This window comes from Thermotoga neapolitana DSM 4359, assembly GCF_000018945.1.
In the GTDB taxonomy this organism is placed as follows: domain Bacteria; phylum Thermotogota; class Thermotogae; order Thermotogales; family Thermotogaceae; genus Thermotoga; species Thermotoga neapolitana.
Map to the genome: position 1 here is coordinate 1,292,619 of NC_011978.1, position 21,077 is coordinate 1,313,695.

General features: G+C 48.0%; 17 protein-coding genes and 1 tRNA gene. 16 read left to right on the forward strand and 2 right to left on the reverse strand.

Features of this window, described 5'->3' with window-relative positions:
- Nucleotides 1–7: 7 nt before the first annotated feature.
- Nucleotides 8–84, reverse strand: a tRNA-Pro gene (locus CTN_RS06660).
- A 128-nt stretch (nt 85–212) separates the two neighbouring features.
- Here CTN_RS06660 and CTN_RS06665 point away from each other — a divergent pair.
- The 4 genes from CTN_RS06665 to CTN_RS06680 are packed head-to-tail and all read left to right on the forward strand — an operon-like array spanning nt 213 to nt 4,059.
- On the forward strand, nt 213–650 hold the full coding sequence (locus CTN_RS06665; RefSeq protein ID WP_038067777.1) for a hypothetical protein: 438 nt from the start codon (nt 213–215) through the stop codon (nt 648–650).
- Between the two features lie 9 nt (nt 651–659).
- On the forward strand, nt 660–1,742 hold the full coding sequence (gene ychF, locus CTN_RS06670; protein WP_015919803.1) for a redox-regulated ATPase YchF: 1,083 nt from the start codon (nt 660–662) through the stop codon (nt 1,740–1,742).
- A complete protein-coding gene (locus CTN_RS06675) occupies nt 1,735–2,103 on the forward strand; it encodes a divergent PAP2 family protein (RefSeq protein ID WP_015919804.1) in 369 nt (122 codons plus the stop codon). The genes ychF and CTN_RS06675 overlap by 8 nt, the downstream gene beginning before the upstream one ends.
- A 9-nt stretch (nt 2,104–2,112) precedes the next feature.
- Nucleotides 2,113–4,059, forward strand: coding sequence for an ATP-dependent helicase (locus CTN_RS06680; protein ID WP_041437747.1), 1,947 nt, complete (start codon nt 2,113–2,115; stop codon nt 4,057–4,059).
- Nucleotides 4,060–4,064: 5 nt separating this feature from the next.
- On the opposite strand, the gene CTN_RS06685 is transcribed toward CTN_RS06680, so the two are convergent.
- Nucleotides 4,065–5,132, reverse strand: coding sequence for a radical SAM protein (locus tag CTN_RS06685; RefSeq protein WP_015919806.1), 1,068 nt, complete (start codon nt 5,130–5,132; stop codon nt 4,065–4,067).
- Nucleotides 5,133–5,273: 141 nt separating this feature from the next.
- Here CTN_RS06685 and CTN_RS06690 point away from each other — a divergent pair, with 141 nt between their 5' ends.
- The 12 genes from CTN_RS06690 (at nt 5,274) to CTN_RS06745 (ending at nt 21,067) form a co-directional block, all read left to right on the forward strand.
- A complete protein-coding gene (locus CTN_RS06690; protein WP_038067779.1) occupies nt 5,274–6,536 on the forward strand; it encodes an ABC transporter substrate-binding protein in 1,263 nt (420 codons plus the stop codon).
- Nucleotides 6,537–6,579: 43 nt separating this feature from the next.
- Nucleotides 6,580–7,425, forward strand: coding sequence for a carbohydrate ABC transporter permease (locus CTN_RS06695; protein ID WP_015919808.1), 846 nt, complete (start codon nt 6,580–6,582; stop codon nt 7,423–7,425).
- A complete protein-coding gene (locus CTN_RS06700; protein ID WP_015919809.1) occupies nt 7,422–8,219 on the forward strand; it encodes a carbohydrate ABC transporter permease in 798 nt (265 codons plus the stop codon). Before CTN_RS06695 ends, CTN_RS06700 begins: the two co-directional genes overlap by 4 nt.
- A gap of 13 nt (nt 8,220–8,232) precedes the next feature.
- Nucleotides 8,233–9,300 (forward strand): ABC transporter ATP-binding protein, encoded by a 1,068-nt coding sequence (locus tag CTN_RS06705; RefSeq protein WP_015919810.1) that lies wholly within the window; start codon nt 8,233–8,235, stop codon nt 9,298–9,300.
- The gene (locus tag CTN_RS06710) at nt 9,297–11,792 is read left to right on the forward strand and encodes a glycoside hydrolase family 38 N-terminal domain-containing protein (RefSeq protein ID WP_015919811.1); all 2,496 of its coding nucleotides are present in this window, start codon (nt 9,297–9,299) and stop codon (nt 11,790–11,792) included. The genes CTN_RS06705 and CTN_RS06710 overlap by 4 nt, the downstream gene beginning before the upstream one ends.
- Nucleotides 11,789–13,066 (forward strand): mannosylglucosylglycerate synthase, encoded by a 1,278-nt coding sequence (gene mggS / locus CTN_RS06715; protein ID WP_015919812.1) that lies wholly within the window; start codon nt 11,789–11,791, stop codon nt 13,064–13,066. Before CTN_RS06710 ends, mggS begins: the two co-directional genes overlap by 4 nt.
- Nucleotides 13,063–14,205 carry a glycosyltransferase family protein gene (locus CTN_RS06720; protein ID WP_015919813.1) on the forward strand — a complete coding sequence of 381 codons (1,143 nt, stop codon included), beginning with the start codon at nt 13,063–13,065 and terminating at the stop codon, nt 14,203–14,205. The genes mggS and CTN_RS06720 overlap by 4 nt, the downstream gene beginning before the upstream one ends.
- Entirely contained in the window at nt 14,189–14,989 is an 801-nt protein-coding gene (locus CTN_RS06725) for a MurR/RpiR family transcriptional regulator (protein ID WP_015919814.1), read from the forward strand. Before CTN_RS06720 ends, CTN_RS06725 begins: the two co-directional genes overlap by 17 nt.
- Before the next feature lie 156 nt (nt 14,990–15,145).
- Complete coding sequence (locus CTN_RS06730) at nt 15,146–17,146, forward strand: glycoside hydrolase 5 family protein (protein ID WP_015919815.1); 2,001 nt, start codon at nt 15,146–15,148, stop codon at nt 17,144–17,146.
- Between the two features lie 15 nt (nt 17,147–17,161).
- The gene (locus CTN_RS06735) at nt 17,162–18,142 is read left to right on the forward strand and encodes a glycoside hydrolase family 130 protein (protein ID WP_038067940.1); all 981 of its coding nucleotides are present in this window, start codon (nt 17,162–17,164) and stop codon (nt 18,140–18,142) included.
- Between the two features lie 13 nt (nt 18,143–18,155).
- A complete protein-coding gene (locus CTN_RS06740) occupies nt 18,156–19,262 on the forward strand; it encodes an ROK family transcriptional regulator (protein ID WP_015919817.1) in 1,107 nt (368 codons plus the stop codon).
- A 131-nt stretch (nt 19,263–19,393) separates the two neighbouring features.
- Entirely contained in the window at nt 19,394–21,067 is a 1,674-nt protein-coding gene (locus tag CTN_RS06745; protein WP_015919818.1) for an ABC transporter substrate-binding protein, read from the forward strand.
- Nucleotides 21,068–21,077 lie beyond the last annotated feature (10 nt).

A 21,077-nucleotide genomic window follows, 5' to 3' on the forward strand; every position in this document is an offset into this window, starting at 1 on the left:
CCGTTTCTGGTCGGGGAGGCGGGACTTGAACCCGCGACCTCCAGATCCCGATTCTGGCGCTCTGGCCGTCTGAGCTACTCCCCGCTTCCTCTGGTATTATAGCATAGGGTATCAAACTGGACAATCGTTTAACAACCATTCCCCTTGACTTTTAATACTCCTACTGTATAATTCGAAGAGCGTAAAAAAATTTTCGCAGGGGAGTGAAGATCGTGGATTTCAGGTACATCTTGAGGGTGCACATCGATGAGGCGTCTGCACAGGAGATTCTCAACAGTAGCAGGATCCAAAAGCGCGCTAAAGAGGTGAACAACAACCTCTACTACGATGATGCCCTTGTGATCGAGTCAGAGCCCGGTTACGATGTGGATGATGATCTCGTCATGATGGTGATCACCTCCTATGGGAAACCCGCCAAGGCAGAAGGGTACATTATCGTCAACGGCAAAGAGAGAAAGGTGTTCGATGGTATGCTCGATCCAAGAAAGCCTCTTTCCATCCATCAGACAGGTACTGAGCAGAAAGTGGAGGAAGAATACGAAGAGGAATTTGAAGAAGAGGAAGAAGAGGAATTCGACCTTTTCAACGAAGAAGACTTTTATGAAGAGGAGGAAGATGAGGACTTTTACGATGAGGAAGAGGAATACTGAGGTGATAACTTGGAGAGGGTGGGAATAGTAGGCCTTCCGAACGCTGGAAAATCCTCTTTCTTCAACTTTCTGACCGATAACGATGTACCTGCGGAGAGTTTCCCGTTCTGTACGATAGAGCCAAACGTGGGAGTTCTCGTTGTGCCAGATGAGAGGGTGAAGATTCTTGCAAAAAACGAAGGATCAAAAAAAGTGGTCCACCCGTTCGTGGAGATCGTGGACATAGCGGGCCTTGTGAAAGGGGCAAGTAAAGGTGAAGGGCTCGGGAACCAGTTTCTCGATCACATAAGTAAAGTGGATGTCATAGCACATGTGGTGCGGGTGTTCGAGAGCAAAACGGTCTCCCATCCCTATCAGAGTGTAGACCCAAAAAGAGACATAGAGATAGTTGAGACCGAACTCATACTGAAAGATCTTGAGACCATCCAGAAGCGCCTGGAAAAAAGAGTAAAGGTTGCACGAACGGGTGACAGAGATGCAAAAAGAGAAGTGGAACTCCTGGAGGCTCTCCAGGAGTTTCTCTCTCAGGGAAACAGGGCATCGAAGTTTCCAAGACGTGACGAGTTCGAAGAAAACTTGATACGTTCCCTTTTTCTTCTCACCGACAAGCCCCAGATCTTCGTCTTCAACGTCGATGAACTGGACGAAGAGAAGAAAAAGTTAATAGAAGATGCAATTAAGGATAGAGAAGAAGAATACATTATAATAAATGTAAAGCTCGAGGAAGAACTCAAGTCACTCCCGGAGGATGAGGCAGAACTTTTCAGGGCAGAGTACAACCTTCCGGGTAACAAGAAGAAAGAGTTTTTCGAGAAAATCCTGAAACTGCTCGATCTTGTGAGGTTTCTCACCGCAACACAGAACGAGGCAAGAAGCTGGACCATAAAGAGAGGAGCCACCGCTTACGAAGCCGCTGGTCTCATTCACTCAGACATACAGAAGGGGTTCATAAAGGCAGAAGTCATCCCCTTCGAGAGATACCTCGAATACGGCTCTTTCAAAAAAGCGCGTGAAGCCGGTGCTGTGGAAGCCCACGGAAAAGATTACGTTGTAAGAGAGGGGGATGTGATCCATTTCCTATTCCGTGCTTGATGTCTGGAAGATATTTCGAAGCACGCCGTTCACAACGGCAGTTGTTTCATTCCTGGTGGCACAGTTCATAAAGTTTCTGATCAAAAGAGACGTTAAGATGCTGAAAAGTTACGGAGGCATGCCCAGTGGACACGTTGCCACCGTGTCCGGACTTGCGTGGTCGCTCGCTCGAAGCACGGGGTTCGACTCTCCCTACACGTCGATCGCTTCCATATTCCTTGTGATCATATTCATGGATGCCATCGTTTTGAGACCTGCGGTGAAGAAGGATCTTGGGCACAGTTTCCTTGAAGCGCTCGCTGGTTTTGGTCTTGGTATGCTCATAGCCCATCTTTTTCCGGCCCGGCTCCATCTCTGGTGAGGTGAAGTGATGAAAGAGTACAGGATAAAACCGAAGAAGACGGACCTTTCGTTCCTGGAAGATCTCGATGAAGAACAGAGAAAAGCGGTTGTTGAATCAGAAGGAAGGTGTATTGTAATAGCGGGACCGGGATCTGGAAAAACCCGTGTCATCACCTACAAGATAGCCTACCTTCTTGCTAACGGTGTGGATCCCTCCAGAATCCTTCTTGTCACGTTCACAAGAGCCGCCGCAAGAGAGATGGTGGAGAGGGCAAAGATGGTGACGGGAAGAGAGCTTTCAGAAATGCTCGCCGGAACGTTTCATCACGTGTGCAATTACTTCTTGAGAAAGTACGCACCGTACGTTGGACTGGACAGGAACTATTCCATCCTGGACAGAGAAGACTCAGAAAGCCTGATGAGACACGCAAGAAGCAAATTTCTGGAAAGAAAGGGAAGGGAAGAAAGAAAAAACTTTCCTCAGCCTTCTGTTTTGATGTCCATATACTCCTACATGAGAAACACACTCAAATCTCTGAGAGAAAGCATCATTGTGAAAAACCCAAAATTTCTGGATTTCAAGGAAGAGATCGCTGAGATCTTTGACCTCTACGAACAGGAAAAACGCTCTCAAAACGTGGTGGATTACGAGGATCTTCTTTTTTTCGTTTACAGACTCTTCGAAGAGCACAGAGAGATACGGGACAGAGAAGCAGAGAGGTTTCTGTGGGTTCTGGTGGATGAGTTTCAGGATACAAACTACGTCCAGTACAGGATGATCGAGCACCTGTCTTCCAGACACGGAAACGTTCTGGCGGTGGGGGATGATGCGCAGAGCATCTACTCTTTCCGTGGAGCAAGATACGAAAACGTGGAAGACTTCATAAAGGTTCCGGGCACAAAGATCTTCAAGATCCAGACGAATTACAGAAGTACAGAAAGCATCGTGAAGTTCATAAATGCGATGCTTCCAACCAGGGCCGTTCCGAAGGTTCTGAAGCCTGTGAGAAAAGACGGTATGAAACCCGTTGTGGTCAAGACCTGGGACAGATACGAAGAGGCACGTTTTGTGTCTCAGCGAATCCTGGAGCTCTTCGAAGAGGGATTCAAACCCGAAGAAATAGCGGTTCTCTACAGATCACACTCACATTCTCTGGAACTTCAGATGGAACTGGCAAGAAGCAGGATAGACTTCAGGGTTCTTTCGGGGCCGAGGTTCACCGAAAGCGCACACGTGAAGGACGTTCTCTCCTTCTTGAGGATAGTTCAGAATCCCAGGGACAAATCCGCCTGGTTGAGGGCTGCAAAGCTCTTTTACGGTATCGGAGACAGGACAGCATCCAAGATCGCAGACCTTGCGAGTGTGTACGTGGAGGAGGGACTCGATCCCTTCGAAGAACTGAAAAAGGTGAACTTCTCCGGTGAATACGCGAGATTCATGGAAATTCTTGATCATCTCAAAAAGATGGAACTTCCGGGAGAGATGATAGAATACGTTCTCACTTCCTTCTACTCCGAATACCTTGAAGCGCGGTATCCTGACTTCCGTGAAAGAGAGATGGACATAGAGAGACTGGTCGAAATAGCCTCCCGTTACACAGATCTGGAAAATTTCCTGACGGACCTTGCCGTGACGGAGGACGTTGAGATACAGAGAGAAGCCTTTCAGAAGGAGGGAAAGGTTACCCTCACCACGGTCCATCAGGCAAAGGGTCTCGAGTGGAGAGTAGTCTTTGTCATATCCGTGAATCCGGGAGACTTTCCAAACTATTTTGCGATCTCGGAGGGAAACCTTGACGAGGAAGAGAGGATCTTCTACGTGGCCATAACGAGAGCCAAAGAGCAACTTTACATCTCCTACCAGGTCACGGGTGCTTCGTATCCCTATCGCGGAAACAGATTCATCATGAGAAGTGGAGAGAACTTCATCGACAGGATTCCTCCTGATCTTGTGGAGATGTGGGAAGTTAGATGAAAAGATCAACTCAACAGCCAGACGTTCTCTACGAACACCCTTTTCAAACCTTTTTCGATGGCCTTCTGTTTTACCCTCTCCATGTGCTGTTTTCTGGTGGTGGGAAGGTCACTCATCAGATGTTGAGGTGCAAAAGCCAGAAGCACGAAGGGAATATCTGGATCCACCGATGAAACGTATTCTGCGATTCCCTCTATTTCTTCTTCATCGATGTAGTGCGGTATCACAAGGACGCTGACGACAAGAAGGGGCATCTCTCTTCCTTTGCCCATGGATGCGACCAGACGAACGTTCTCCTTTATTCTCGAAACAGCCTTTCTGCCATCAACTCCTGTCAGTGCCTCATAAACTGTGGGTGAAAAGGCCTTCCAGTCTATCTTCACTGTGCCTCCTGTTTCAAGGCTGATTCTTGCCATGTTCTCCATGATCCTGGGATGAGCAAGTCCGTTTGTTTCCCAGCAGATTCTTCTCTTTTTCTTCAACTTTCTTGCGAATTCCAGTGCAAAAATGCTCCACGGTGTGGGATCTCCTCCAAAAAAGCACACACAGGACACGCGGGGATTCATGGCAACTTCTATCAGTTCATCGAGGTCCACTACTTTTCCTTCGGAGATTCTCCCATCTTTCACCATGTACTTGTGATCTATGTTTTGGCAGAAGAGACAGTCCAGGTTGCACCCTGCAAAGAAAACGGCAAGATTGTAGAAGCCTCTGTGATCCTTTTCCGGGCACACAGGCAAGGCGACGCAGTTTGTGGGATGAGGATCGTAGTACCAGTGAAGGAGAGCCTTTCTGTGAGAGCCGGTGATGTAGATGAGTCTGTTTCCTTCGTTTCTGAGAACTCCGCAGAATCCCACCTCACCTTCTGGTATGGCACATGCATTAACACAGAGAGGACACTTCAGGCCCTTTTCATGTTCTGCAGCATCGGATGGAAGACCTATCTCCTCTCTCCATTTTCTGTGTGAGTTTCTTGCAAATTCCAGATTTCCCTTTCTCAAGCAATTTACGCAGACTCCTATAGATTCACAGATCTCTTCAAAAGTTTGTCCACACACTCTGCAAACTCTCATGATCCCACCCCATCGAATCTCACCACGTTGTTAATGTTACCACCACTTGACAGAGGAGGTAATTTTTTGTTATCATCCATATGTAGAAAATTTTCTTTTTAGTTATGATATACGAAAAACTTTTTCAAGGGGGTGTTCATGGTGAGAAAGTGGTTGCTTTTCATGGTGATTCTGGCAGTTGTCGGTGTCGTTTTTGGTAAGGTGAACTTCGCTTCCACACAGATGACACCGGCGGCAGAGAGGGAGTTCATGCTGAACAAACTGGCAGAATTTTCGAAGTCATCGGGCATCGACGTGGAATTTCTCAACTTCGAATATCCACAGCTTTTCAGCAGACTCCAGGCAGAAATCAGGGCAGGAAGGACCACGTTGAATCTTGTAGCAGATCTTCAGGGAAATCTCTACATAATGGCATCTGAAGGACTTCTGAGTGATCTCAAAGACCTCAAATTCGAAGGGAAGACCTTCATTGAAACCCTCGAAAAGTTCGCTTACGTCAACGGCGAAAAGATCTTCGTTCCCTGGCTTCAGGCAACGTACGTTATGGCTATCAACAAGAAGGCGTTTGACTATCTGCCTCGCGGACTGTCCAGAGATGATGTGATCAAAGGAACGGAAAAATGGACCTATGAAGCTCTGCTTGAGTGGGCAAAGAACATCTACGAGAAAACGGGTCAACCTCTTCTTGGCTTCCCGATCGGACCGAAAGGTCTCTGGCACAGATTCCTCCATGGTTACATCTATCCTTCCTTCACGGGAGCCCAGGCTCTGAAATTCGACAGTGTGAGAGCCGTTGAGATGTGGAACTACCTGAAAGAACTCTTCAAATACGTTCACCCTGCAAGTTCCACCTGGGACGGTATGGCAGATCCTCTTTTGAGAGAAGAGGTGTGGATCGCCTGGGACCACACGGCAAGACTCAAGCCTGCCATCGTTGAAAAACCAGACGCTTTCGTTGTCGTTCCCGTTCCCAGGGGACCGATGGGAAGAGGATACATCATCGTTCTTGTGGGACTTGCCATTCCAAAGGGAGCAGATTTCGAAGAACCGGCGAAGGTGATAGACTACCTCACCTCTCCGGAGATGCAGGTTGAGATCCTCAAGAACGTGGGATTCTTCCCCGTCGTCCAGGAAGCGGTTGGTGCCGTGCCGGAAGGCGCTCTCAAGGTCCTGGCTGAAGGTGTGATAAACCAGTCTGCCACGAAGGATTCTGTGGTGTCCTTCATACCGAGTCTGGGACCAAAGAGCGGAGAGTTCACCGAAACTTACAGAATGGCGTTCACGCGAATCGTCTTCCAGGGTGAAGATCCAGCGAAGGTAGTGAAAGAACTCGGTGAGCGAATCAGGCAGATGTTCAAAGAAACCGGAGCGGAACTTCCGGAACCGGACGCAAGTCTCTTCTGAGAACCCGGGGTGGGTCCCCCCACCCCTTTTCTGGGGGTGTGTTATGAGAGGAAAATGGATTCCCTTTCTTCTGATACTCCCTGCAGTTCTTTACCTTGTTGTTTTGATGGGATATCCTCTCTTTGAAACGTTCAGACTCGCTTTTACAAGCAACGAGGGGTTTTTCGGAAACTTCAAGCGTCTCATGGAGAGTGGAGAGTTCTGGAACGCCATGAAGAACACACTACTTCTCACAGCGGTGATCGTTCCAGCCCAGCTCATTCTTGCCCTGGGACTTGCTCTCTTTGTGAACTGGAAGTTCAGAGGTTACACGATGATCCTGTACTTCATAGCGATTCCACTTGCCCTGAGTGACGTCACAGCGGCCCTCATGAGTTACACGATATTTTCACCCAACGGATATTTGAACAAGATCCTCATGAGTCTGAACCTGATAGAAAGGCCTCTTTATTTCTTTGGGTACATGTTCAAGGCCAGAGAATTCTGGGTGATAGCCCTCACAGAAATCTGGAGAGCAACACCGCTTGTTTTCATCATCATCCTTGCTGGTCTTCAGTCGATAAACAGGGAATACCTGGAAGCTGCCGATCTGTTCGGTTTTTCCAGATGGAAGAAGTTCACAAAGATCATACTTCCGCTTTTGAAGCCATCCATCATGTCGGCACTTCTTCTGAGGACCCTCTTTGCGTTTCAGATATTCGGTGTCGTGTGGCTTCTTGCGGGAAGGGACATCCCGGTTCTGGCTGGTGAAACCTACTACTGGTACACCTTCATGAACGACCCGAAGATGGCCAGCGCTTATGCACTGGTGATCGCCCTCGTTACGATCATCGTCAGCTGGTTCTACATAACGTTCCTCAGGGCAAAACACCTGGAGGGGGCGCGATGATGAGAAGATTTTTCATCGTCTTTCTATCTGTGATCGTATCTCTGTGGTTTTTGACTCCGGTGTTCTTCATCGTCCTTGCATCACTCACACCTTCGTCGGATTACTACGATCCGCACAGGATATTCCCGAGCAGTCTCACCCTTGATCATCTCTACAAACTCTTCGTCACACTGGGAGGTGGTAAGGCAACGCTGACCAGTATCCAGGTGGCCCTCGTTTCGATAGGAATTTCGTTTCTTCTTGGGCTTCCCGCTGGATACGCCCTCACAAGGTATGTCTTTCCGGGAAAGAATGCCATCAGGCTCTCCATGCTCATGACAAGATCGATTCCCCTCATCGTGGTCGCAGTTCCTCTTGTGGTTCTTTACATGAGACTGAATCTTGCAGACACCACACTCGGTGTGGCACTGGCACACGCTTCGATGATACTGCCCTTTGTTGTTCTCATCACCTCCAGTGTGTTTTCCGGGATCTCTGTTGAATACGAGGAGGCGGGGATGGTCTTCGGATTGAGCAGGTTCCAGGCTTTTTTGAGAATCACACTTCCCCTTGCACTTCCTGGGCTCGCCGCTTCTGCCATATTTGCCTTTATCATGTCTTGGAACGAAGTCTTTGCCTCTTCGATTCTGACACTGACGAACAGAACGCTTCCCGCACACATCCTCAACACCGCCATGGCATCACCCGATTACTTCAAGTTCGCTGCGGGAACGATCATGGCGATCCCTGCAATGGTGTTCATATTCTTCATTCGAAAGTACCTCGTGAGCATGTGGGGTATCACCTTAAAGTGAGAGGTGATAGAAATTGGCTCAGGTGAGAATAGAAGGAGCGAAAAAGTACTTCGGGAACGTGAAGGCACTCGATGGTATCGACCTCACCGTGAACGAAGGAGAATTCCTCGTTCTGCTGGGGCCTTCAGGATGTGGAAAAACCACCCTCTTGAGATGCATAGCGGGCCTTGAGCAGGTAACAGAGGGAAGAATCTTCTTCAACGACCGTGAGGTGACGAACCTTGCACCGAAAGACAGGAACATCTCAATGGTTTTCCAGAGTTACGCAGTCTGGCCCCACATGAAGGTGAGAGACAACATAGGGTATCCCCTCAAACTCAAGAAGGTTCCAAAGGAAGAGATCGAAAGGAGGGTGAACTGGGCGGCAGATCTTCTTCACATATCAGAACTTCTCGACAGATACCCCGCACAGCTTTCGGGAGGTCAGAGACAGAGGGTTGCCGTTGCCCGCGCGATCGTTCATGAACCAGAAGTGCTCCTGATGGATGAACCCCTTTCGAATCTCGATGCTCTCCTTCGTGTGAAAATGAGAAGCGAATTGAAAAAACTCCAGGAAAGAATCGGTGTTACAACAATCTACGTGACCCACGATCAAACGGAAGCGATGACAATGGGAGATAGAATCGCCGTGATGAATCAGGGAAAACTCCAGCAGGTGGGAACACCCTCTGAGATATACCATCATCCTGTGAACATCTTCGTTGCAGGATTTGTGGGATCACCGCAGATGAACTTTCTGGAGATGGAAGTGAAATCTCGGGGAACCAGTATCTTCCTTGAGAAAGATGCCATATCGATTCCCCTGAAGACCGATCCAAAGATTTCAAGGGTTGTCCTCGGTATTCGTCCCGAAAACGTCTACCTGGAAGAGAGACCAAACACCGTCAGACTGGAAGGAGAGGTCTATTTTGCCGAAAAACTCATGTCGGACACGATACTCCACCTGAACGTTGGGACTGAGAAAATCGTTGCGAAGATCCCCGGTGATGTTGATTTCAAAAGTGGAGAAAAAGTTGAATTCTTCATAGATCCTGAGAAGATACACCTTTTCCATCCGGAAACAGGAGAGAGGCTTTCATGAAGGAAAAGGTGATCGTCCACAATCACTGGGACAGGGAGTGGTTCACCACATCCGAGGTGACCTCCCGCTGGCTGGGAGAGTTTTTTTTCAGAGTGAAGGACCTTTCTGAGAGAAATCCAGACTTTGTCTACGTGATGGACGGCCAGACGGCCGTGATCGAAGACCTTCTCACGGAAAACCCGCAGGTGGAGGAAGACCTCAAAAAACTGGTTGAAGAAGGGAAGTTGCTGATAGGACCCTATTACACGCAGATAGACTGGAGGATACCAAAAGAGCCGTCCATACTGAAAAATCTGGAGATAGGGTTGAAGGATTCTGAAAGATTCGGAAAGTGCATGAAGGTGGGATGGCTTCTTGACAACTTCGGTCACATATCTCAGGGCCCACAGTTGCACAGACTGTTCGGTATAGAGAAGGTCTTTCTCTGGCGGGGTGTTTCTTTCGAGAACGACGAGATCTCCCAGGAGTTTCTCTGGAAAGGAAGCGATGGCACAGCGGTTCAGGCCATATTTCTTGTGGGAGGCTACAGAAACCTGTACAACCTGAAAGAGACGAAAGAGATGGCAGAGAAAAGACTGAAGCACGAAAAGAAAAAACTGGAAAGGTTCTCAAGATCTGGTGAGGTGCTACTTCTCGATGGATACGATATAGACCTCTCTCCAGAAGATCCCCAGGAGTATCTGAGGATTAAGATCGTCTCGCCAGAAGATTTCCCTGAAAGGTTTCCCGGGGACGTACCTGTTCTTTCTGGAGAACTCCTTTCTGGAAGATACGCCTGCACCTTTCCGGGAACACTTTCCACCAGGGTGTATCTGAAACTGGAAAGCGACCTCATCGAAGATCTTCTGAAACTGGAGGATATCCTTTCTGCCCTGAACGGTGAAAAGCCTCAGGAAATCCTGTGGAGGGAGTACCTGAAGACCCTTGCGCACGACAACATCTGTGGAGTGTGTGTGGATCCTGTCCATGAAAAGATGGGGAGAACATACAGGAAGATGTACTTTCTTTTAAAAAGATCCGTGGAAGAAAAGTTGAAAGAACTTTCCGGGAAAGCAAGACTGAAAAGTGGTCTTTATGTTTTTTCTCTTTCTCCGTTTCCTTACAATCACTGGTACTGCGACGGTGAGAGAACAGTTCGGCTAAGAACAGACGGTGCGGGATTTTTCAGAGCCGAAACCGCCAGTCAGAAGAGAGAGTCGAACAAGGCCCTGTCGTGGAAGAACGACTACTACGAGGCACACTTTGAAAAAGACGGCTCTCTTCTCCTGAACGGAAAAAGAGCAGGTGTTTTGAATCTGTTCGAAGAAAAGGGTGATACCTACTCCACCTTCGTTGAAAAAACGGATTTCTCCGTGATTCTGAGAAGACTTGAGATCGTCTCCAGAACGGAACATTCCATGGTTGTTGAGATGGAAAGATCTGTTCAGTCACACCTGTGCCATGTTGAAACGAAAGAAAGAATCGTCTTCGATGAAACACCACTTGTGAAATGGAATCTGGTTCTGGACACAAAAGGGAAGAACTACAAACTTTCGATGAGTTACGAGACAGGAACAGGAGAGATCTTTGCAAAGATGCCCTTCGATGTGGTGAAAAGAAAGGAAAAAGACGATTGTCTACTACCAGAATCACTCCCTGAGAGTTTGAAGGGGATTCTTCTTGCAGCAAGAGAGACGGGTGTGGTGAGGGAATTTCCATTCCAGGGTTTTGTCTCCATATACGATGGCAAAATGTCGAAAACCTTCCTTGCAAAAGGTCTGAGAGAGTACTGGATGGAGAACAAAAGGGTGCACGTAACACTTGTGAGGTCGATCGAGTGGATAGCAAAGGATGTAAAGGGCAGAGTGGGGGACGCAGGTCCCATGATGTACGTTCCCGGAGCAAAGTGTGAGGGAAGCTTTTCGATGAGGCTTTCCTTTATGGAACTTGAGAGCCATCCAAGAAGCGAGGAGTTCTTCAGGTGGTACACCCTCTTTGACTGTCCTCCACTGTTTCTAGAGATCGAATCCGATGGAGAAGAAAGCGAACGTGTCCTTTTCAAATCAAAACTCCCGTGGGTTGGTGTGAAGGACTCTTCCCTCTGGGTCTTCAATCCATATCTGGAAGAAGTGGAAGGTTTAAAACCCCTTCAGATAGGAACAAGACGGATCGAACCGCTCTCTGGTGCGGTGCGACCTTCTGAACTGTCCATCTTGAACTTTCCGGAGTTTCCCGTTCTGCGTCTTGAGAGTTCACCAGAAGACGAAGCGGTGGACCTTTTGAAAAAGACCATTTCTGAACTCGACGCGGAAGCCTCCAGGCTCTCTGGAAAAGATGACGTGAAGTCAAAACACAGGTACTTTTCTCTTCTCAGAACGAAGAAAGAAATGGAACTTTCACTTTTTCACCTTCAGAGCGAGGAAAAACTGGCAAGGGAGTTGAACGAACTTCGAATGAAGAGAAGAACCTACGATTACCTGCTGGAACTCTTTGAAAGCGAGGAGAAAGCATGAAGATAGCCCTCCTTCACTACCGCGGTGGTCTCATGGACGGTGTTTCTCTCGAAATGGAGAAGTGGAAGAAGGTCCTGACGAGGATGGGACATGAGGTTCACATCGTGGCAGGAAACAGAAAAGAAGGAGTCGACGTGGTCGTGGAGGAGATCGGGTTTGAAAATCCAGACTTCGCTATGATGAACAGGAACTTCTTCGGAGGTGTGACGGATTTCTCCAATGAAGAGGATTTTCTGAGTTTTATGAAAAAAAAAGAGGAAGAACTCTTCCATACTTTAAGTGAGGTTTTGGAAGATTACGATCTTGTTGTTCCGAACAACATCTGGTCCCTGGGACTCTTTCCACCACTCGGCCTTGCCCTTTCGAAACTGAAAAAGAAATTCATCGCACACCACCACGATTTCTGGTGGGAGCGAAAGCACCTGATTCCAAAAAGCGAAAGGTTGAGAGAGATACTGGAAAGACACTTCCCACCGGATCTTCCAAATGTGAAGCACGTGGTCATAAACTCGATCGCAAAGAAAGAACTTCAGAAAAGAAAGGGCATAGATCCAGTTGTGGTGCCGAACGTTATGGATTTTGAAAGGCCACTTACCTCCGAAGATATGTATCACAGGATGAGAGAAGAACTCGGTATAGATCCGGGAACGATCGTTGCCCTTCAGGCAACAAGGATCGACAAAAGAAAAGCGATCGAACTTTCAATAGACGTTGTGGCTTTATTGAAAAGGACCCTGAAGAGAAAAACTCCTCTATACAACGGCAGTGTGTTCAGTGGCGAGATTGTCCTCGTGTTTTCCGGTCTCTGTGAAGACGTATCTTACCTTGAAGAGTTGAAAGAGTACGCTTCCCTGAAAAGTGTTCCACTTTTGATCTTCAGCGAGAGGGTGAAAGAAGACACCTCATTTTTCTGGAAACTCTACAACGTTGCCGATTTTGTCACGTATCCCACCATCCTTGAGGGGTGGGGAAACCAACTCCTTGAAGCGATAGCGGCGAAAAAACCTGTTGTTCTTTTCGAGTACGAGGTGTTCAGGTCCGACATAAAACCGGTGGGGTTGAGGTACATCAGTCTGGGAGAGCGATTTTTCAGAAGAGAAAATCTTGTGAAGGTTGAAGAGAGCGTTCTGCAGAAAGCGGTGGAGGAACTGTCAAAACTTTTGTGTGATCCTTCTCTTTACAGAGAAACGGTGGAGCACAACTTCGAAGTGGGGAAGAAGCACTTCAGTCTGGAAAGACTGAAAGAGATACTGAGCAGGGAGGTATTGGTATGAAGGTTGTCGTTGGGATACCCAGTTTCAACAACGCAGAGACGATTTCCCACGTTGCAAAAGTGGCGGCGAAGGGTATCATGGAGTTCTTCGATGGAGACGGCATGATCGTGAACTCGGACGGTGGCTCGTCCGATGGTACAAGAGAAAGATTCATGGAGACGGACACTTTCGGTGTTCCAAAGGAGAGTTTTGTCTACGAGGGAATTCCGGGAAAAGGAAGTGCCATGAAGGCCATCATGGAGTTTTCTCTTGAGCAGGGAGCGCAGACGGTGGTGTTTCTTGACTCCGACCTGAGAAGCGTGAAACCGTGGTGGGTGGAAAGACTTGCAGGACCAATACTGAGAGGAGAGGCAGACTACGTCACACCGTTTTATCTGAGACACAGATTCGATGGCACGATCACAAACAACGTCTGTTTTCCCATGACGTCTGCTCTTTACGGAAAGAAGGTGAGACAGCCCATCGGGGGAGACTTCGGTGTTGGAAAAAAACTCCTTGAGATTTACTTAGAAAAACCGGAAGAGACGTGGAAAACGGACGTTGCAAGATTCGGTATCGATATCTGGATGACCACAACCGCCATAAACGAATCTGGAAGGATCCTTCAGGCGGCCCTCGGTACCAAGATCCACGATGTCAAGGATCCCGGAAAACACCTCAAGGGAATGTTCCTTCAGGTGGTGGGAACACTCTTTGAGTTGATGGTCACCTATCAGAACAGATGGATGAGTGTGTGGAACATTGAAGATGTGCCCATTTACGGTGAAACACCAGAAGAAGAAATTCCACCGATGACCATAGATGTGGACAATCTAAAAAAACTCGCAAAAGAAACACTGGTTGTACCAGAATACGTGAACGAGAGTGCCGTAAGAGAAGTGAAAGAAGATGGCACACTCAGCCTCAATTCCTGGGTTGATCTTCTCTACAGAAGTGCCGTTCAATACAGAAAGACGAGGGACAAAACGGTGGTGGAGAACCTTCTGCCGTTTTACTTTGCAAGAACCGCCAGGTTCGCAGAAGAGGTAAAATCTCTATCGGACGAAGAGGCCGAAAGGTACGTTTACGAGCAACTCGGGGTATTTCTGGAAAGGAAACGCCTGTTGAAGGAGGAGTGGGAGGTTGAAGATAAAGGATAGGATACTGAACATATACACACAGTTCAGCCCCGCCGAGCGGAGGGTGGCTGATTACATCCTGGAAAAACCGGATGATGTCATACACTACTCGATCACGGAGTTTGCAAAGATCGTGGGTGTGAGTGAAACCACGATTCACAGGGTGATCAAAAAACTCGATTTCGACGGCTATCAGGCCTTCAAGATCACCCTGGCAAGAGAGTTGAGCGGTATAGAAGAGGAGATAGAAAGACACGATTTCATAGATGAGGAAATAGAGATACTGAAACGTCTGAAGAACACACTGAACATGAAGGATGTAGAGCAGGCGGTGGAGTGGATCCTCTCAGCCCGGCGGGTGCTCTTTTTTGGAGTCGGACTTTCTGGGGTGGTATCAGAGTATGCGAGTTTGAAGTTTTCGCTCCTTGGTTTCCACACGTTCTTTTCCAACGACCCACACGTTCAGGTGATAGAGGCGGTGAACCTCACAGAGGAGGATCTGGTGATTTCGATCAGCCACACCGGAAACATAAGGGACACGGTGAAATCCACCCAGGTGGCAAAGGACATGGGAGCGAAAACGATTGCCATCACAACGAACAAAGACTCTGAACTGGCAAAGGTGGCCCACCTCGTTCTTCAGAGCCCTCCTGTGAAGTACGATACCTACGAGTTTTTGAGGGAAAACATCGGTGAAATCGCCGTTGTGGACGTTCTCTTCAAAGAGACCTTCCAGAGGATCTATCAGGAGAGAAAAAAGCACTTTGAAAACCTGGAGGATGTGTTCAAACCGAAGAGATTTTGAGATTTCGTCTTCCAATCCAGAATAATCTCGGATAGTTGGCTTTAAAAACCGAAAATCAAGAAAAATGACACTTGACTTTACAGAAGGGAAGATGATACATTTTTTCTGAAGGAGTTATAAATAAGTACAGATTACTAATTAACGGAGGGGATTCATATGAGAAAACTTGTGTTCTCATTTTTGATTGTGACATTGCCCATCGTCCTCTTTGCAAACAGTGATTTCGTGAAAGTGGAAAACGGCAGGTTCATACTGAACGGAGAAGAGTTCAGATTCGTTGGAAGCAACAACTACTACATGCACTACAAGAGCAATCGAATGATAGACAGTGTCCTTGAAAGTGCAAAAGCCATGGGGGTGAAGGTGCTCAGAATCTGGGGATTCCTCGATGGTGAGAGTTACTGCCGTGACAAGAACACCTACATGCACCCCGCACCGGGAGTATTTGGATTGCCAGAGGGTACGAACGCTCAGGACGGTTTTGAAAGACTCGACTACACGGTAGCGAAAGCAAAAGAACTGGGCATAAAGCTCATAATCGTTCTTGTGAACAACTGGGACGACTTCGGTGGAATGAATCAATACGTGAGATGGTTTGGGGGCATCCATCACGATGACTTCTACAGGAACGAGAAGATCAAAGAAGAATACAAAAAGTACGTGTCTTTCCTCATAAACAGGGTGAACACCTACACGGGTGTTCCTTACAGGGAAGAGCCCACCATCATGGCATGGGAACTGGCGAACGAGCCCAGGTGTGAAACGGACAAGTCTGGTAACACACTCGTTGAATGGGTAGAGGAGATGAGTGCTTACATAAAGAGTCTGGATCCAAACCACCTGGTTGCCGTGGGAGACGAGGGATTCTTCAACAACTACGAAGGCTTCAGACCTTACGGTGGAGAGGCTGAGTGGGCCTACAACGGATGGTCCGGTGTTGACTGGAAGAGACTTCTGGAGATAGAGACGGTGGATTTTGGTACGTTCCATCTCTACCCCTCCCACTGGGGTGTGAGCCCTGAAAACTACGCACAGTGGGGGGCAAAGTGGATAGAAGATCACATAAAGATCGCAAAAGAGGTTGGAAAACCCGTCGTTCTGGAAGAGTACGGTATTCCCAAAAGTGCCCCGGTCAACAGGGTTGCCATTTACAAATTGTGGAACGATCTGGTCTACAACCTCGGTGGAAACGGTGCCATGTTCTGGATGCTCGCAGGAATCGGTGAAGGATGGGACAGAGACGAAAAGGGTTACTACCCCGATTACGACGGCTTCAGAATAGTGAACGATGAAAGTGAAGAGGCAAAGTTGATCAGAGAGTACGCGAAACTGTTCAGCACGGGTGAGGATACGAGGGAAGATACCTGCATGTTCATCACACCAAAGGATGGTCAGGAGATCAAAAAGACTGTGAAGGTGAGAGTGGGTGTCTTCGACTACAGCAACACGTTCAAAGGAATTTCCGTCGGGGTTGAAAATCTGCTCTTTGAAGATGAGATAAAACATCTCGGATATGGAGTTTACGGATTCGAATTTGACACAACGCGGATTTCAGACGGAGAACACGAGATGTTCCTTGAGGCACATTTCAGGGGAGAAACGGTGAAAGACACAATCAGGGTGAAAGTTGTGAACAGAGCGCAGTATGTACTCGCAGAAGAAGTGGATTTTTCCAGACCCGAAGAAGTCAAGAACTGGTGGAACAGCGGAACATGGCAGGCTGAGTTCAAAACACCCGATATAGAGTGGAACGGTGAGGTGGGGAACGGTGCTCTCCAGATGAACGTGGTGCTTCCCGGAAAGGGTGACTGGGAAGAGGTGAGGGTGGTCAGGAAATTCGATCAACTCCCCGTGTGTGAGATCCTCGAGTACGATATCTACATACCAGACGTTGAAGGGCTTACAGGAAGGCTCAGACCGTACGCGGTGCTGAATCCCGGCTGGGTGAAGATAGGGCTCGACATGAACAACACCTCGATTGACAGCGGAGAACTTGTCAGTTTCGATGGCAAAAAGTACAGAAAGTTCCATGTGAGGATCGAGTTCGACAAGACACCTGGAGTGAACGAGCTCCACATAGGTGTAGTTGGAGACCACCTGGAGTATGATGGGCCGATTTTCATCGATAATGTGAGGCTCTATAAAAAATCTTCTTGAGGAGGCTGAATGATGTTGAGGGTTTTCAGTGAAAAGATCCCAAACATTCCCTGGGAGGAAAGGCCAGAGGGTCACACAGGACCTCTGTGGAGGTACAGTAAAAACCCCATAATCGGAAGAAATCCCGTTCCGAAGGGTGCGAGGGTGTTCAACTCTGCCGTTGTGCCGTACAACGGAGAATTCGTGGGAGTTTTCAGGATCGATCACAAAAACACCAGACCTTTTCTTCACTTCGGGAGGAGCAAAGACGGAATTCACTGGGAAATAGAACCAGAGGAGATCCAGTGGGTGGATCTGAACGGTAATCCTTTCCAGCCCAGTTATGCTTATGATCCAAGAGTGGTGAAGATAGAGGACACATACTATATAACCTTCTGCACAGATGATCACGGTCCCACGATTGGAGTGGGAATGACAAAGGATTTCAAAACCTTCGTGCGTCTTCCGAATGCCTACGTTCCATTCAACAGGAACGGAGTGCTCTTTCCAAGGAAGATAAACGGAAAGTATGTGATGTTAAACAGGCCGAGTGACAACGGTCATACTCCGTTTGGAGACATCTTCCTCAGTGAAAGCCCGGACATGATTCACTGGGGAAACCACAGATTCGTGATGGGAACAAGCAGTTACAACTGGTGGGAAAATCTCAAGATAGGAGCGGGCCCATATCCAATAGAAACGAGCGAGGGATGGCTCCTTATCTACCATGGTGTGACTCTCACCTGCAATGGATACGTTTACAGTTTTGGAGCCGCTCTTCTCGATCTGAACGATCCCAGTAAGGTTCTTTACAGGTCGAAGTACTATCTTTTAACACCGGAGGAGGATTACGAAACGATTGGATTTGTTCCAAACGTGGTTTTCCCCTGCGCTGCGCTCTGCGATTCTGAAACAGGAAGGGTAGCGATATACTACGGTGCGGCAGATACCCACGTTGCTGTCGCGTTTGGATACATAGACGAGATCGTAGAATTTGTGAAAAGAAACTCCATGTGAGGAGGATGAAGATTTGCTGAGGTCCATAAGAAAAGACAACACGTCGAAAATCCTGAAACGAATAATGAAATCCCCCGTATCTCGTGTTGAGATCGCAGAAGAACTCGGTCTCACGAAGACCACCGTGGGAGAGATCGTAAGAATTCTTCTGGAAAAGGGCATTGTCACTGAGGAAAAGGACTCTCCCAGAGGAGTGGGAAGACCAACTATTTCTTTGAAGATAACACCGGATTGCGCTCATGTCCTGGGTCTCGAGGTAACAAGAGACGAGATAGCGATCTGCCTCATGAACGCCAGCATGAGCATTCTCATATACGAAACGTATCCTCTACCTTTCCAGCGTGACAGGGAAGGCACTCTGAAGATCGTCTACAGAGGGATAGATCGTGCAAAGAACATGCTGGAGAAACTGGGCAGGAAACTTTCGGCTCTGACTGTGGCAGCACCGGGCCCAGTCGATGTTGAAAAGGGTATCATTATAAATCCAAGGAATTTTCCTCTGTCTCAGATTCCCCTTGCCGATCTTCTGAAAGATAAATACGGTGCTGAGGTCTGGGTGGAAAACGATGCTGACATGGGGGCAGTTGGAGAAAAGTGGTACACAGGGCGGGACGATTCCTTCGTCTGGATTTTGACGGGAAAAGGAATAGGATCCGGGATCATCATCAACGGGGAACTCTATCGGGGCGAGAATGGCTATGCGGGAGAGATCGGATACACCAGAGTCTTCGACGGAGAAAGATACGTTTTCCTGGAAGATGTGTGTGGAGAAGACACCGTCCTGAAGCATGTTCGTTCCATGGGCTTTGAGTCTCTCGCAGAGGCCATAGAATCTGAAGACGATCGTGTAAGAGAGTATCTGGACAGCATTGCCGAATTTTTCAGTACAGGCCTTTTGAACCTGATACACCTCTTTGGCATCTCAAAGGTCGTCATAGGAGGATTCTTCAAGGAGTTTGGAAACGATTTTCTGAAAAACCTGAAGATGAAGGTGGAAAGGTACCTTCTCTACAAACACGAAGTGGACATCAGTTTCTCTGCGGTTCAGGAGCCGGTGATCGCTTTTGGAGCGGCAGTTCACGCACTGGAAAATTATCTGGAGAGAGTAGCGACGAGTTAAAGAAACGTTTTTGAAAATATTCGGAAATAAATCAGGATAATCGAGGAATATCGGATTTTGGATGTAAACATTTTCACTGTATCTTTACACATGGATAAAACCATTTCACATCTCTTTAAGGGGGTGTTCCTATGAAAAGGTTTTTAGTTGTTCTCGTTCTGGTCCTGGCACTGGTTTCTGTTTTCGGTCAAACTTTCGAAAGGAACAAGACACTTTACTGGGGTGGAGCTCTCTGGTCTCCTCCATCCAACTGGAACCCGTTCACACCCTGGAACGCTGTAGCAGGAACCATCGGTCTTGTCTATGAACCCCTGTTTCTCTACGATCCTCTGAACGACAAATTCGAACCATGGCTTGCAGAGAGCGGACAGTGGGTCAGCGACAACGAATATGTGCTCAAACTCAGAAAGGGTCTCAGATGGCAAGACGGAGTACCTCTCACGGTGGACGATGTGATCTTCACCTTCGAGATCGCAAAGAAGTACACCGGTATCAGTTACAGTCCCGTCTGGAACTGGCTCGACAGAATCGAAAAGGTTGATTCCTTCACATTGAAGTTCGTCTTTTCCGATCCAAGATACCAGGAATGGAAACAAATGCTCATCAACACACCGATTGTTCCAAAGCACATCTGGGAAGGAAAGACAGAGGAAGAAGTGCTTCAGAGCGCCAACGAAAATCCAGTCGGATCCGGTCCTTACTACATTGAAAGCTGGGCAGACGACAGGTGTGTCTTCAAGAAAAACGAAAACTGGTGGGGCATCAGGGAACTCGGCTACGATCCCAAACCCGAAAGGATCGTTGAACTGAGAGTGCTCAGCAACAACGTAGCGGTTGGAATGCTCATGAAAGGAGAACTCGACTGGAGTAACTTCTTCCTCCCGGGTATTCCTGTGTTGAAGAGAGCCTATGGAATCGTTACCTGGTACGAAAACGCACCTTACATGCTTCCGGCCAACACCGCAGGGATCTTTGTAAACGTGAACAAGTATCCTCTCAACATCGCTGAGTTCAGAAGAGCGATGGCGTTTGCCATCAACCCGGAAAAGATCGTGACCAGAGCCTACGAGAACATGGTCACCGCTGCCAATCCTGCAGGAATACTGCCGCTTCCTGGTTACATGAAGTACTATCCCGACGAAGTTGTTGAAAAGTACGGTTTCAGGTATGATCCAGAGACGGCAAAGAAGATCCTCGATGAACTTGGATTCAAGGATGTGAACGGGGACGGATTCAGAGAAGATCCCAACGGAAAACCGTTCAAACTCACCATCGAGTGTCCTTACGGCTGGACTGACTGGATGGTCTCCATACAGTCCATCGCAGAAGATCTTGTGAAGGTCGGAATCAACGTGGAACCCAAGTACCCTGATTACTCCAAGTACGCAGACGACCTCTACGGTGGAAAATTCGACCTGATTCTCAACAACTTCGTAACCGGTGTCTCTGCAACCATATGGTCCTACTTCAACGGTGTGTTCTATCCAGATGCAGCAGAATCCGAGTACTCTTACTCTGGAAACTTCGGAAAGTACGCCAACCCCGAAGTTGAAACACTCCTTGATGAACTCAACAGAAGCAGAGACGATGCTAAAATTAAAGAGATAGTAGCCAAACTGTCGGAGATTCTGCTCAAAGATCTGCCATTCATACCGCTCTGGTACAACGGTGCGTGGTTCCAGGCTTCTGAAGCCGTCTGGACCAACTGGCCAACAGAGAAGAATCCGTACGCTGTGCCGATAGGTTGGAACGGCTGGTGGCAGCTCACAGGAATCAAGACACTGTTTGGTATCGAAGCAAAATAATACGGTGCCC

Coding starts and splice junctions, on each gene's coding strand:
- CTN_RS06680 (WP_041437747.1), top strand. CDS start 2,113: ATGAAAGAGTACAGGATAAAACCGAAGAAGACGGACCTTTCGTTCCTG.
- CTN_RS06685 (WP_015919806.1), bottom strand. CDS start 5,132: ATGAGAGTTTGCAGAGTGTGTGGACAAACTTTTGAAGAGATCTGTGAA.
- CTN_RS06695 (WP_015919808.1), top strand. CDS start 6,580: ATGAGAGGAAAATGGATTCCCTTTCTTCTGATACTCCCTGCAGTTCTT.
- CTN_RS06700 (WP_015919809.1), top strand. CDS start 7,422: ATGATGAGAAGATTTTTCATCGTCTTTCTATCTGTGATCGTATCTCTG.
- CTN_RS06710 (WP_015919811.1), top strand. CDS start 9,297: ATGAAGGAAAAGGTGATCGTCCACAATCACTGGGACAGGGAGTGGTTC.
- mggS (WP_015919812.1), top strand. CDS start 11,789: ATGAAGATAGCCCTCCTTCACTACCGCGGTGGTCTCATGGACGGTGTT.
- CTN_RS06720 (WP_015919813.1), top strand. CDS start 13,063: ATGAAGGTTGTCGTTGGGATACCCAGTTTCAACAACGCAGAGACGATT.
- CTN_RS06730 (WP_015919815.1), top strand. CDS start 15,146: ATGAGAAAACTTGTGTTCTCATTTTTGATTGTGACATTGCCCATCGTC.
- CTN_RS06745 (WP_015919818.1), top strand. CDS start 19,394: ATGAAAAGGTTTTTAGTTGTTCTCGTTCTGGTCCTGGCACTGGTTTCT.